The organism is Campylobacter sp. BCW_6460, from assembly GCF_001762705.1.
Classification (GTDB): domain Bacteria; phylum Campylobacterota; class Campylobacteria; order Campylobacterales; family Campylobacteraceae; genus Campylobacter_D; species Campylobacter_D jejuni.
Genome location: NZ_MJXI01000001.1, coordinates 56,994 through 70,988, shown reverse-complemented (window position 1 = coordinate 70,988; position 13,995 = coordinate 56,994). Strand labels below are relative to the sequence as shown.

The 13,995-nt window shown below is 31.0% G+C and carries 12 protein-coding genes and 3 pseudogenes; 3 read left to right on the top strand and 12 right to left on the bottom strand.

The features are described 5' to 3' along the window. Positions 1-6: 6 nt before the first annotated feature. The 4 genes from flhG to aroQ are packed head-to-tail and all read right to left on the bottom strand — an operon-like array spanning position 7 to position 3,285. The gene (gene flhG / locus AJ881_RS00410; RefSeq protein ID WP_002854691.1) at positions 7-873 is read right to left on the bottom strand and encodes a flagella biosynthesis ATPase FlhG; all 867 of its coding nucleotides are present in this window, start codon (positions 871-873) and stop codon (positions 7-9) included. After that, the gene (flhF, locus tag AJ881_RS00405; RefSeq protein ID WP_070285327.1) at positions 866-2,320 is read right to left on the bottom strand and encodes a flagellar biosynthesis protein FlhF; all 1,455 of its coding nucleotides are present in this window, start codon (positions 2,318-2,320) and stop codon (positions 866-868) included. The genes flhG and flhF overlap by 8 nt, the downstream gene beginning before the upstream one ends. A gap of 9 nt (positions 2,321-2,329) precedes the next feature. Next, a complete protein-coding gene (folK, locus tag AJ881_RS00400) occupies positions 2,330-2,803 on the bottom strand; it encodes a 2-amino-4-hydroxy-6-hydroxymethyldihydropteridine diphosphokinase (RefSeq protein ID WP_002851803.1) in 474 nt (157 codons plus the stop codon). Between the two features lie 2 nt (positions 2,804-2,805). After that, positions 2,806-3,285, bottom strand: a complete 480-nt coding sequence (gene aroQ / locus AJ881_RS00395) for a type II 3-dehydroquinate dehydratase (protein ID WP_002852001.1) — start codon at positions 3,283-3,285, stop codon at positions 2,806-2,808. A 91-nt stretch (positions 3,286-3,376) separates the two neighbouring features. On the opposite strand from aroQ, the gene AJ881_RS00390 reads away from it, so the two are divergent. The 3 genes from AJ881_RS00390 to AJ881_RS00380 all read left to right on the top strand — a co-directional run bounded on the left by AJ881_RS00390 (position 3,377) and on the right by AJ881_RS00380 (position 6,600). Continuing rightward, positions 3,377-4,606, top strand: a complete 1,230-nt coding sequence (locus AJ881_RS00390; protein ID WP_052858897.1) for a metal-dependent hydrolase — start codon at positions 3,377-3,379, stop codon at positions 4,604-4,606. Then, positions 4,594-5,490: a signal peptide peptidase SppA gene (gene sppA / locus AJ881_RS00385; protein ID WP_044779363.1), complete on the top strand. Its 897-nt coding sequence runs from the start codon at positions 4,594-4,596 to the stop codon at positions 5,488-5,490. The genes AJ881_RS00390 and sppA overlap by 13 nt, the downstream gene beginning before the upstream one ends. 78 nt (positions 5,491-5,568) lie before the next feature. After that, complete coding sequence (locus AJ881_RS00380) at positions 5,569-6,600, top strand: Cj0069 family protein (protein ID WP_070252761.1); 1,032 nt, start codon at positions 5,569-5,571, stop codon at positions 6,598-6,600. A gap of 241 nt (positions 6,601-6,841) precedes the next feature. Here the strand turns inward: AJ881_RS00380 and AJ881_RS09510 are convergent. The 8 genes and pseudogenes from AJ881_RS09510 to AJ881_RS00335 form a co-directional block, all read right to left on the bottom strand. After that, positions 6,842-7,408: pseudogene (locus AJ881_RS09510) on the bottom strand (hemerythrin family protein). Positions 7,409-7,632: 224 nt separating this feature from the next. After that, entirely contained in the window at positions 7,633-8,289 is a 657-nt protein-coding gene (locus AJ881_RS00365) for a lactate utilization protein C (protein ID WP_002932947.1), read from the bottom strand. After that, on the bottom strand, positions 8,282-9,721 hold the full coding sequence (locus tag AJ881_RS00360) for a LutB/LldF family L-lactate oxidation iron-sulfur protein (RefSeq protein ID WP_002860914.1): 1,440 nt from the start codon (positions 9,719-9,721) through the stop codon (positions 8,282-8,284). Before AJ881_RS00360 ends, AJ881_RS00365 begins: the two co-directional genes overlap by 8 nt. Next, positions 9,718-10,458: a (Fe-S)-binding protein gene (locus tag AJ881_RS00355; protein WP_074470023.1), complete on the bottom strand. Its 741-nt coding sequence runs from the start codon at positions 10,456-10,458 to the stop codon at positions 9,718-9,720. The genes AJ881_RS00360 and AJ881_RS00355 overlap by 4 nt, the downstream gene beginning before the upstream one ends. A gap of 120 nt (positions 10,459-10,578) precedes the next feature. Continuing rightward, positions 10,579-12,261 (bottom strand): L-lactate permease, encoded by a 1,683-nt coding sequence (locus AJ881_RS00350; RefSeq protein ID WP_070252762.1) that lies wholly within the window; start codon positions 12,259-12,261, stop codon positions 10,579-10,581. 171 nt (positions 12,262-12,432) lie between these two features. After that, positions 12,433-12,998, bottom strand: a pseudogene (locus AJ881_RS00345) (cytolethal distending toxin subunit A/C). Between the two features lie 10 nt (positions 12,999-13,008). Continuing rightward, positions 13,009-13,633 (bottom strand): annotated as a pseudogene (locus tag AJ881_RS09370) (endonuclease/exonuclease/phosphatase family protein); the annotation flags it as partial. 16 nt (positions 13,634-13,649) lie between these two features. Beyond that, positions 13,650-13,838: a hypothetical protein gene (locus AJ881_RS00335; RefSeq protein ID WP_002860919.1), complete on the bottom strand. Its 189-nt coding sequence runs from the start codon at positions 13,836-13,838 to the stop codon at positions 13,650-13,652. Positions 13,839-13,995: the final 157 nt, after the last annotated feature.

The following is a 13,995-nucleotide window of genomic DNA, read 5'->3' as shown; positions in this document are numbered from 1 at the left end:
TTATTGCTAAAATCTTTCAATAATTTTTCTAAAAAAACTTGAAAAACTACGATTTGAAACATTATCAAGCACTTTCCGTTCCAATCTATATAAAAGCTTGGAAGCTAGGGCTTTAAGCTCATCACTTGAGGCTGTGTTTTCATCGCTAAATAAAGTTCTTTTTTTAATACTACCACTTACATCTTTAGAAGCGCTTAAATGACCTAAGAATTCTAAATTTAAAGGATTTTTAATGTTTGCATCTGCAACTTTTTTAATATTTTCAAAAACTTTTAAAGCTTCATTTTCATTTTTTACAACATTAAAGAGCATTAGTAAATTTTCTTTTGTCTTAGAAGTTGTTTTTATGGTTGCATACGCATCAGTGATTGCTGCAGGATCAGGAACAGTTACTACTATAACTTCATCAGCCATTTCTAAAAAATTTAAAATATTTCCACCAATACCCGCGCCTGTGTCGATAATAAGAAAATCAAGCTCATCTAAAATACTTGCTTGATTTAAAAATCTCTCGTAAATATTTTTATCATTATATTTTAAAATCTCATCTCCACTTTCGCCTGGAATGAGCCATAAATTTGGCTTAACTTCTATTAAAATATCTTCCAAGGAGCATTCTCCACGTAAAACATGCAAGAGATTTTTTTGTATGCGTACATTTAAAATGACATCCAAATTTGCCAAGCCAATATCAGCATCAAAAAGCCCAACTTTATAGCCATTATTTGCTAAAACATTGGCTAGATTTGCGCTAATCGTACTTTTTCCAACGCCACCTTTTCCACTTGTAATAGCTATAAAATGAGTGTTTTGGGATTTTTTGGTTCCATTTTGACTCATGAGATTGCGAAGTTTATTTGCTTGGTTATTCATTATTTTTTCCTTTATTAAACCCTTCTAAAATACAATGAACTAGAAAATCACTATTGGCTACTTCTAAATCATCTGGCACTTCTTGTCCTGTAGAGAAAAAGCTTAGAGGAATATTCGTTTCATAAATAAGAGAGAAGATATTTCCAAAAACCTTTGTTTCATCAAATTTAGTAATAATCAAAGTATCAATATTTAAGAATGAAAAATTTTTATAAATTTCCATTAAATCTTCATGTTTGGTGTTTGCAGAAACCACTAAATTTACATCAATTTCTGCATTTGAGTGCATTAAAAATTCTTTAGTTTTAGAAAGTTTACTTTGATCGTATTGTGAATTTCCTATAGTATCAACCAAAATTACTTCGCAATTATTTAAGCTTTTTATCGCTTCATCTAAATCCTTTGGTTCTATGCTATCAATAATAGGAAGTTTCATCATTTTTGCATACTGAAAAAGTTGCTCAACCGCACCGATTCTATAAGTATCAAGCGTAATAATACCTGTTTTATAACGCTTATCTCCATAAGCATAGCGAAAAGCTAACTTAGCTAAGGTTGTTGTTTTTCCAACTCCTGTTGGGCCTACTAGCATCATGATTTTTTGTTTTTTTATATCGCTTTCAACACGACAAGGCAAGATATTTCTTAAAAGTGAGTGAAAATATCTTTGAACCGCATCTTTGTTGGTTTTCATAGCAGCTGGCATATTTTCTATAGTTGCCTTCATAATCGCTTCTAGATGATTTTCAAGCATTCCACTTTCTTTGGCTTGTTTATAAATACTTGCAAATTCAGGAGGTATCATAAGATTTTTTCTAGCTTCGGCTTTATCGTCCCACATCATATCTGCAAGAAGATCTATTTTATCGTTAAGCTTGTTGATTTGTTTTTCAAATTGCTTTTCAAAATTTTCTATTTTTTTATTATAATTTAGATTAGGGGTGTAATTTTCTAAAGGTGTGTTTGTGACTTTAGAAATTTCATTACTAACTTCACTTAGCTTTTCTTTAAAATCATCAAAGTTTAGAGTCTTATTTTGATGAGGGTTGATTTTGTTTTGTAGAAAATCTTGATAGGTTTTTTTAGTTAAGTCATTGTTTTTTACAGTGTTTAAATTTGTATTTAAGCGAGTGTTTGAGAAATCCAAGACTACATCTTCATCTTCTTGAGGGATTTGAGATCTAATTTTTTCTTCTGTAAGAGAGGTAGAAGATGGTTTTGGCGAGCTTTTTTTTGCAGGTAAAGATTTTCCTTGTTTTTTTAAGTGTTCTTCATAGTCGCTTTCTTCTATGGCTACCATAACCTCATAAAGCGCACTGCGATTTAAGGTTTTAGGACGAATTTGTTTATTTGTTATAATTAAAGCTTTATCTCCGTAATCTTCTTTTACTTTGGGTATAATTTGTTCTGTATCTTCAACAGTAAAAGTATGTATAAGTTGTCCCATTTATATTCCTTATATCATGCCTAAAGGCAAAATTACACTCACTCTTTCTTTGGCCCCTTTATGAGGCACCTCACACCACTTATCACGCTTGACTTTTTGTGAAAAGTATAAAAGATCTAAATCAAGCGTTCTAGGAGCGTTTTTGAAAGTTCTCTTGCGTTTAAATTTTACTTCATAATAAAGTAAAACTTTCAAAAGTGCTCGTGCATGCAAATTAGTTTGTATCAACATAACAGCATTGGTAAAATCTTTTTGCTCTTTAAAACCAAAGGCTTCATTTATCAACATAGGAGATGTGGATAAAATTTTAAATCTTTTATCATCCATCATTACTCGAAAAAGCATATCAAATCTTTTTTTTTCGGGCTCTATATTGCTTCCTAAGCCTATAAGAGCTAAATATTTAAAAGATCGTATATTTTGACTAAAAAAAGGAAAAAAACGACTTTTTTCAAAGTGTTTTACTCCTTGAATTTTTAGCATTATTATTTATTTGTTTGTTGTGCTTGTTGCATCGCGCGCAAATTTTTTATTTGCTCACAAATTTGAATTATACCCATTAAAGCCAAGTGATAGCCAAAAGGACCAAAACCAACAATAGTTCCAGAACATACAGGCGCTATAAGACTTTTTTGACGAAATTCTTCTCTGCGATAAACATTGCTAATATGCACTTCAATTGTAGGCAAAGCTACTGCTGCAATAGCATCGCGAATAGCTACTGAAGTATGAGTATAGCCTGCTGCATTGATAATAATTCCATCAACTGTTCCAAGGCATTCTTGAATTTTATCTACGATTTCACCTTCAAAATTACTTTGGAAAAAGTCAAGTTCTACATTGTTTTGCGATGCTGCAAGTTTCATTTGCTCATGAATTTCTTCCATTTTCATAGCACCATAAATTCCCACTTCTCTTACGCCAAGCATATTAACATTTGGGCCTTGGATAATCATTATTTTCATGGATTTAACCTTAAAAATTTATTTTTTAACCTTTTATTATAACATTTTAAAAATAAATTTTTGCTACAATGTAATTTTTGAAAGGAAAATCGTGTTTATAGCTGCTGCAAGATATCTTTTTTTATGCGATGAAGATTTTACAATACTAGAAAATCAAGCCTTTGTTTTTGAAGATAAAATTTTAGAATTGGGTGAATTGGATAATTTAAGAAAAAAATATCCCAAGGCTAAAATCATCAAAACACCTAAAAATTCGGTTATTTTACCTGCTTTTATAAATCCTCACACACACTTAGAATTTAGTGCAAATTCAACAACTTTACATTTTGGAGAATTTTTAATTTGGCTTAAAAGTGTTATAAATTCTCGTTCTATGTTAAATGCACAGGCCAAAGAAGAATTAATACTTCAAAGCATTAAAAAAATGCAAAAAAGCGGTATAGGCACTATAGGTGAAATTTCAAGTTTTGGGAGTGATTTAGATCCTTGTTTAAAGGCTAGTCAAAAGGGTATGCGTATAGTATTTTTTAATGAAATTTTGGGTACAAATGAAAATCAAGTTGAAGATAAAAAACAAGAATTTTTAAAAAGATTTGAAAATTCTTTGAAATTTAAAAATGATTTTTTTATCCCAGCAATTTCGATTCATTCTCCTTATTCAACTCATCCTAGTTTGGCTCATTTTGCTCTTGATTTAGCTAAAAAGCAAAATTTACTAGTTAGTACGCATTTTTTAGAAAGTAAGGCTGAAAATATCTGGCTTAGAGAGTCTAAAGGGGGGTTTAAAAAATGGCTTGAAAATTTCACACTTCATCCTAAGCCTCTTTATACACCAAAGGATTTTGCTAAACTCTTTAAAGGAGTAAGGACTCTTTTTACGCATTGTGTTTATTTAAAAGAATATGAATGGTTAGATAAAAATTTACATTCTATTACACATTGTGCATTTTCAAATCGTCTTTTAAGTCAAAAAAGCTTAGATTTAAAAACGGCTTTAAAAAGTGGATTAAATATCCATTTAGGAACCGATGGACTTAGCTCAAATATTTCATTGTCCTTACTTGATGAAATGCGCGCGAATTTACTTATACATAAGAATTTTGATTTATTGGAGTTAGCTTCTAAGCTTTTGCAAATGGTAACACTTTATCCTGCAAGGGCTTTAAATTTAAATTTAGGAGAGCTTAAAAAAGGTAAAATTGCTGATTTTAGCGTATTTGAGCTAGGAGAATGTGATAAAAAGCAAGCTCCTTTGCAGTTTATTTTAAATGCTAAGGAAGTGGATAAATTATTTATAAAAGGAAAAGAATGCAAATTTTAAAATCATTTTTTAAGGCTTTAGGGTGTGGAATAAAATTTATCAATACTTATTTTAAAACTTTTGTTTTATTGTTGATTGTTATATGGATTTTAATGTCTAGTGCAAATTCAAGCTCCAATCTTGCAAATTTAGAACGCATTGATTTAAAGGGTGAAATTTTTGATAGCTCTGCGGTTTTAGAAAAAATTATCAATGCTAAAAATGATAGCAATATCAAAGGAGTGCTTTTTGTTGTAGACTCTCCTGGTGGAGCTTTTGCTCCTAGTATGGAACTAGCTCTAGCTATAAAGGATTTAAAAATTAAAAAGCCTGTGCTTGTCTATGCAAGCGGAACTATGGCAAGTGGAAGTTATTTAGCAGGAGTTGGAGCAAATAAAATTTTAGCCAATCCGGCAAGTTTTATAGGCTCTATCGGTGTGATTATGCAAGGAGCTGATTTAAGTGGATTGGCTAATAAACTCGGTATTAAAGAACAAACTATTCAAGCAGGTGAATTTAAAAGTGCTGGAACTTTTGCAAGAGCTTGGAATGAGAATGAAAGAAATTTTTTACAGGGTTTAATTGATCAAAGTTATGATCTTTTTACAGGTTTTGTTGCTAAGGAAAGAGCATTAGATCTTAACAAAAAAGATCAATGGGCAAATGCAAGAGTGTTTTTAGCTGCCAAGGCTAAGGAGCTTGGTCTTATAGATGAGCTTAGTAATTATGAAAATGCTAAAAAGGAGCTTGAAAAACTTGCTAATGTTTCAAATCCCGTTTGGAAAGAAGAAAATAAGATTGATAAATTTCTTAACCGCCTAGAAGGACAAGCATCAAACTTGATAAGTAAAAGCTTAATCGAAATCGCTTATAAGACTAATAGCAGTTTTATAAACGCTAGATAAAATATATAAATATTTTTATTTAATTTTTGTAATATTTTTATGCAATAATTATTTATATTTTAGATAAGGAGTAAAATAATGAAAAAAAATATTGTTTTTTTTGAAGTTAAAGGTGGGAGTGATAAAGGTGAAGATGGTTATAGAAAAGATACTATACCTATGGTAAATGCCTTAAAAGCTAAGGGTTGGAATGCTGAGGTGATTTTTTTTGAAGTGAGTAAAAAAGATGAAATTTACAAATATGTGAAAGAAAATTTTGATGGTTATGTTTCTCGCATCAATCCTGGCAATCTTAAAGAAGAAAATGAGTATTTTAATATGTTAAGAAAACTTTGTGCTGATAAGCTTGTAGGTATGCCTCATCCTGATGCTATGATAGGTTATGGTGCTAAAGATGCACTTACAAAATTAGCAGATACTGATCTTGTTCCAAGCGATACTTATGCTTACTATGATATTAAGACTTTTAAAGAAAATTTTCCAAAAAGTTTGGCTAAAGGTGAAAGGGTTTTAAAGCAAAATCGTGGCTCTACAGGAGAGGGAATTTGGCGTGTGAGTGTAGAGGGTAGCGTTAGTGGAGATAGTTTGCCTTTAAACACAAAAATCAAGTGTACGGAAGCTAAGGATAATCATGTAGAACATAGAGAGCTTGGGGAATTTATGGATTTTTGTGAGCAATATATCATAGGTGATAATGGTATGCTTGTGGATATGACTTTTTTACCGCGCATTAAAGAAGGTGAAATCAGACTTTTAATGCTTTATAACACTCCTGTAAATGTAGTACATAAAAAACCAGCCGAAGATGCCGATGCTTTTTCTGCTACGCTTTTTAGTGGGGCAAAATATCGTTATGATAAGCCAGAAGATTGGAAAACTTTGGTGGATATGTTTTTAGGCGAGCTTCCTAAGGTAAGGGAAAGATTAGGCAATTACGACTTACCATTGATTTGGACGGCTGATTTTATTTTAGATACTGATGAAAAGGGCAATGATAAATATGTTTTAGGCGAGATTAATTGTTCTTGTGTAGGCTTTACTTCTCATTTAGAGCTTGCTGATGAAGTGGCTTCAAATATTATTAATATTGTAAGTAAAACTAAGGCTTAGTTTTTAAGTTTAATGTCCATTTTATTATTGAAAAATGGACATTCTTTTTCTATTGTTTTTAAGTTTGAGCTATATTCTATTGGGAAAAAATTTTCACAAAATGAGCATTTTGTATCTTTGGTTAGTATAGGATAGGAATAGTCAAATTTATCCAAAATAAAATATTTTATTTTTTATCCATTAAATTTCCTTCTTTGACTAACTTATACTTTATTTATTATTTTAACGCATAAATAGTTAATTAGAAATTTTCTGAATATTTTTTATAAAACTGTATGGCTTCTTTACATTTTTTACATTTAAATTTTACACCCTTAAGTTGAATTTTTGATGAATTCCAAAAGGTACATCATGCATTTGTCCTACGCATTCACATGTATAAAGATAAACTGCATTTTCATCATCTTTTTCTTCTTTGACTTCTTCAAAGCTTACCTCCCCCATCATCTTCAGAAGCTAAAGAAGAACTTCTGTATTGTTCAACTTTCATATCTTCATAGAGTATATGTTCTAAAAGCAATTTTTTAGAAACTGTGTAAAGCTTCTCTTTTAAATCATTAGTGGTTTTTATGTTTTGTATAAGATAAGACATATCATGAATGATATTTTATACATGATTTTGTGTTCATTTAAACAAGGATAATGAATTTATTGCATATAATCTTCTTCGTTGCTAAAATGTTCTTTTATTATAGTTAAAAAGTTCTATTAAAATTTCTTTTAACTCATCTCTTTGAACAAATTTATAAACCATATTTTCTATTTTTGCTGCAAGTTCAAAAAGTTTTTGGTGTTGAATGTCAATCATTGTGTCATGAATACTCTATTTTTCATTCCAAGTTGGAATTAGTTTATCCAAAAGCACCTTCTTTAATTTTTGTATTTAAAATTAATTTCATATATTTGAGTGAAATATTATATTTTATTAAAATATTATTAATTGAAAATTATTTATTTTATTTATATTTGTATAATATAAAAAATATATATAATTAATATTAAAAATTAAGACTTACTGATTCTAGTATAGAATCAGTAAATAATAATATGTGCAATTTGTGGCCCATGAACACCAAAAATAGTGATAAGTTCTATATCTGCTGTTCTTGAAGGCCCTGCTATAAATAAGATATTAGTAGGTAAGATTTCATTTTCTTTTTTTACCAAATTTAAAGCCTCGCTAAGACTTTTAACAACATTTTCTTTTTTAAGTAGCACTATACAAAGTTTAGGTGCAAGGCTTAGCATTCTAGGTTGAGTTTTGCTTGAAGGTACAAGTGCAACTCCGTGAGAGCTTACCCCTGCTCTTGCATGAATGATGGAAAAATCACTATGAAAAACCTCAGATCTTAAATTTTCGATTTCTTTATCAAAGCAAATCTTTTTTTCTGCTTTGATTTGTTCTAAATTTAAATTTAAATCTAGCCCATAAATCATACTTTTAAAGTCATATTTTGCGATAATTTCATTGATTTTTTCTTCTAAGGTATCTTTTGTAGCATTTTCAACGATGTATTTGTTATCATTCATTTTTTGTTTCATTTCTGCAAGCATATCTTGGGTGGTTTGGATATGTTCTACAGGATCTATACTTTCAATGCGTGTGAACGTTGTTTCTTTGTAAGCTTTTTTAAGATGTTCTAAAATACTTGCTTTACTTTTGCTTGAAATTTCATCGATTTTACTCATAGCTTACTCCTTCTAGTTTTTGCACTTCTTTATAAAGATCCATTTTAATTTGAGGTAATTCTTTAAAAGCGTGCCATTTTTTAATCACAGGTAAAACGCTTGCGAAATTTTGTACCGTCCAGTTGAAATAATGTGCTTTTGAAAGTGAAAAACGCCATTTATTGCCATTGGTTGCGATATTTTTAAATTGTTTAAAAGCAAAGGCTTCTAAGGCATTGCGATGAACATTATTTGCTCCTAAAGGTGGATTTTTACCTTGTCCTATTTTATCACATCTTAATTTGCGAATAAGATCAGCCAAAGGAATTTGCACTGGACAAACTTCAGAACAACGCCCACAAAGTGAACAGAAATTTAAAATATCTCCTGTATGATCTATACCAAAAATATTAGGACTGATTACTTCTCCTATAGGTCCTGGATAAGTGGTTTGATAGGCATGTCCGCCGATTTGATCATAAACAGGGCAAAAATTCATACAAGCCCCACATCGAATACAACGCAAAGCCTCATAATAATCCTCATGAGCTAACATTTTAGAGCGATTGTGATCAAATAAAATCACATGCACTTCTTTAGGACCATCTAAATCCCCATTTTTTCTAGGGCCTGTAATGATATTATTATAAGTTGGTATAAATTGTCCTGTGGCTGAAGGAGTGAGTAAAGAAACCATAGTAGCCGCATCTTCAAAGCTTTCCATGACTTTTTCTATGCCGCAAAGTGCGATATGAATATCAGGTGCTGTAGTGCACATTCTACCGTTTCCTTCATTTTCTATAAGCCAAAAAGCTCCTTCTCTTGACATGGCAAAATTGACCCCACTAAGTCCAAGTTTTAAGCCTTCAAAATCTTTTCTTAAATGCTCTCTAGCTACCGCATTTAAACTTTCAGGTTCATTGTTTTCTAAATTCGCTCCTAATTTTTCTTTGAAAATTTCTCCGATTTCATGGCGGTTTCTATGTATAGCAGGTACAACTATATGTAAAGGAGGCTCTTCATTAAGCTGTAAAATAAGCTCTCCAAGATCGGTTTCTATAGCTTTTAAACCTTTTTTTTCTAGGTAGTGATTTAGGCCTATTTCTTCGCTTGCCATAGATTTACCTTTTAAAAGCTTGGTAATATTTTTTTCTTTCATGATTTCATAGACGATTTCACAGGCATCTTCATCACTACTTGCCCAATGCACTTTAATGCCATTTTTTGTAGCATTTTTTTCGAATTCTAAAAGCCTTTCTTCTAAACTCATTAAGGCATTGTTTTTAGCTTGTTTAGCTTTAGCTCTTAAACCCTGCCAGTCTTTAAATCTAGCATCAATAACATTGAGTCTATTTTTTTGTAAAGTATGCATGGCAGTCATTAAATTTTCTTGCATTTGCTTGTCATTGAGTTTAATTTGAACGATTTGTTCGTGAGGAATTTTTTGACTCATAGTCTTTCTCCTTCCAAGCGTTTAAGTAAAAAGTCATATAAATGTATGCCTTTTATATCTAAACCCATTCTTTTCATTGTGCCATCTATGTTTAAAAGACAACCTCCATCGCCACTGATGAGATATTTTGCACCGCTATTTTGTATATCTTTAATTTTACTTCTTACCATAGCATTTGAAATTTCAGGCTCTTTTACTGAAAAAGTTCCGCCAAAACCACAACATTCTTCCTCGTATTGAAGTTCTACTAATTCTACATTTTTTAGTTTTTTGATAAGATTTTTACTCGCTTGTATGCTTTTTTGCACTCTTAAAGCATGGCAATTAGAATGCCAAGTTACTTTTATAGGTGCACCTTTATCTTCATAATCTACTTTTAAAACTTCATCAAGGTATTGTGAAAGTTCTATGACTCTAGAGCTAAAATCTTTGACTTTAGAAAATTCAGGTTTGTTTTTAAAAAGTTCTTTATAGTCATGACTCATCATACCCGCACAAGATCCGCTTGGCACAACGATGGGGTAATCTTTATCAAATAAATCCACATTATATAAAGCAATCTCACGACTTTCATCGAAATAACCTGAGTTAAAAGAAGGTTGAGCGCAACAGGTTTGATTTTTTTTAAAAATCACTTCAATACCTTCACGCCTTAAAAGTTTTATTGCATTTAAAACGCTTTGTTGCATAGCAGCACTTCCTAAGCATGTGGCGTAAAAATACACCTTTTTCATGATCTCTCCTTTTGGGATAATTTAGGATAAATATTCTAATCCTATAAAAATAAAAGCAAAGTAAATTTTCCAACAAATATTCTAAAAACGAATATTTGTTGAAGCAAAACTTAAATTTTTTAATTATTTCACTATAACTTCAGGGATGATTTCTTGTAAGAAAAAAGCTATAATGCAAGTCCAAATTCCTATTAAAATAATAAAAGCTACAGAATATTTTAATGTGAATTTGAAAAGATCAGATTCTTTTCCTACAAGCCCAACTGCTGCGCAAGCTATAGCAATGCTTTGTGGACTGATCATCTTTCCAACGACCCCACCTACTGAATTAGCTGCTAAAAATAAAGCTTCACTAACACCTAGTTTTTGAGCACTTACTTGTTGCAAGGTTCCAAAAAGTAAATTAGCACTTGTATCAGAGCCTGTTAAAAATACCCCTATCCAGCCAATGATTGGTGAAAAGAAAGAAAAAGCATCACCTGTATGTGCAAAAGCAAGTCCTAAAGTAGTGCTCATACCACTATTTTTAGAAATAAAAGCAAAAGCCACAACTAAACCTATGGTGATACAAGGTATAGCCATTTCTTTTAAAGTAGCCCAAAAGCATCCTGCTGCATCTTCAGCTTTGATTTTTAAAATAGCTATACTTAAAAAAGCTGCAAGCAAAATCGCTGTTCCTGCTTGAGCTACGGTTTTTCCATTGATTAAATCTACACCTAAAGCCAAAGATAAAGGCTTAGCTTCTCCTATGCCTGTGATAGAAGGGCTTAAAATTCCAGTTGTGATATTGCTAAATTGTAAAGTAATGCTTGTATAGCTTAAAATTCCATCCTTATCAAAGAGAGCTTTAAACCAAGGTTGTGTCCAAATGATAATACAAACAATGAGTAAAATAAAAGGCGACCAAGCTTTTAAAATTTGATTAAAGCTTAGAGTGTTATCTTGAGTGAAATTGCTTTCATTATCAAATCTAAAAATATTTTTTGGTTTCCAAAATTTTAAAAATACAGTTGTAACCGCTAAAGAAACTACAGCTGAGATAATATCAGGTAATTCTGCTCCTAAGTGATTTGAGCTTAAAAATTGAGTAGTTGTAAAACTTAGTGCCGCAACTAAAATAGCTGGAAAAGTTTCTTTAACGCCTTTAAATCCATCCATTAAAAAAACTATGAAAAAAGGTATAGTAAGACTTAAAGGAACTAGCATTCTACCTACCATGGCAGAAACTGAATGCTGTTCTATGCCGACAAGATTTGCCATAGCAATAATAGGAATTCCCACCGCACCAAAAGCAACAGGAGCGGTATTTGCGATAAGACAAAGTCCTGCAGCTTGCAAAGGACGCAAACCAAGTCCTACTAAAAGTGCAGCAGTTATAGCCACAGGGCCACCAAAACCTATAGCACCCTCTAAAAATGAACCAAAACAAAAACCTATTAAAATCACTTGAATTCTATGATCTGGAGTAATGCTCATCACGCTTTTTTTAATGATTTCAAAAGAACCCGACTTGATAGAAAGTTTGTAAAGAAAGATTGCCGCAATGATAATCCAAGCTATAGGCCACATACCATTTGTAAAGCCTTGAATAAAACTTGCGCCCACTAAATTCCAAGGCATTTTATAGGCAAATAAAGCTACCAAAGTAGCAAGTATAACAGTTAAAAAACCTGCTTGATAACCTTTAAGTTTTAAAACAACCAAACAAACTAAAAAACATAGTATAGGTAAAAATGCCACTAAAGCACTTAGCCAAATGTTTGAAAAAGGGTCGTAAACTTGTTGCCATGTTAAAATTTGCTCCAATTTTTCCTCCTTGATAATTATTTATGTATAAATTTATTGTAACAAAAAATTAAATTAAAATAAAAAAATTATAGAGTAAAGTAAACTATATTGTGTTGTTATTGATTATTTTGTGTATTTTTGTAATATCATAAATATTAAATAAATATAAAAATAGAATAAGAAAAAATTTTATTCTAAAGGGGTAGAAGCTGTTAAAGGTGGAGTTATAATCATTAGTTCGTTTACTTCATAAAAAATTAGGATCTAAGGTGCAAGGGGCTATTCTAAAGCGTTTTTGTGTAGGAATATTTGGATTAAAAAGTTACCATACATTCATCAGATTCCAAAACTAAAGAACAAATTTGCACAGCTGAAGTTGTTGTTGGTGTTATAGAAAATACAGTTTCTAGTTTACTATCTTTTAGATTATCTTGACAAGATTTTGCTCCAAAGGTTCCATCTTCTAGGATGGCCAAACAAAGATCGCTTTCTTTTGGATTTGTAAATTGCACATAACCAAAAGGAAGTTCATTAGCTAATTTATCTTTTTGTTTTAACTCATTGCTTAAAACAATTTCTTTAATATTCCAATTTTGATCAATAGGATCTTTTGAGATATCTCTAAAGGCACTTAAAAAAATTCCCGTTTCCAAGCTTCTTATAGAAACCATTTCGGTAAAATCTTTCAAATCTCCAGTAGGAGTTGCAAAGGCTAAAGTTATAAACATAAAAAACAAAGTAATAATTTTTTTCATATTAAATGTCCTAAAATTTTCTAAAATTTACTGGAAAATGATCCGAAACTATATGAGATCTTAAACTTGCAAGCATCAAAATCACAGCTAAAAGTGGTGGAGTATAGACTTGTTGTCTGTTTAAATTTCCTGTAATTGCATAATCAAGAGTCCCTCCGTTTGCTTGAGTTGCACTAGTTGGAAAAACCACTCTAATTTTATTTGCTAATTCTCTATCCACTGTATTTGTTATAGTAGAAGGATCACGGTTAAAATCCCCTGCTATCATCCAGTTAACTTGAGGTATATTTACAAAATGTGTATTTATGGGCTGTGATAATTGCTCCTACATCTGTTCCTTCATTGGCTAAAACATGGATATTGAAAAAAGCATCACTTCCATCGCGAATTCCTATAATGGGTCTTGAAACTATAGCTAAATTTACACGATTAGCTCCTACATCAACGCGAGAATAATAAATAAAAACCCTATCAGGTCTTGAAAGAGTCCTCAAATTCTACTCATATTCATCAATAGGCGTTCCACCTTGTTGCACATGGCGTCCTGTTGGAGTGGCTATTCTTAGTAAAGTTCCTATTTCTTGTATCATTAAGATATCTAAGGGGTTTGCTTCACTTGCAAGTTGTCTTATTGCATTATTGTTGATGCTACTAGTTAAAGGTGGGGTAAATAGGAGTAATAAGTGCTAAATCAGCATTGCTAATTAAACTTGGAATTTCTTGATTAGTAGGAAAAATAGGTTCAAGTCCTAGTTTTAAAGAAAAAGAATTAGTATCTTCAAATTCTCCAAATGAACGCCCCAAAGGATTTACATTTTCAAAATTTAGAAGAACATTCATTAAAGAAAAAAATCATAAAAAAAATAAAAACTTTAATTTTTTGCATTAAAAACCTTGATTATGTATTTAAATTTTTTAAGAAAATAATAACATAATTTTCATTATAATTTTCCGCTTCTTAAAATGTTTTATTTTGTTGTTTTTAAAGGTAGAATTT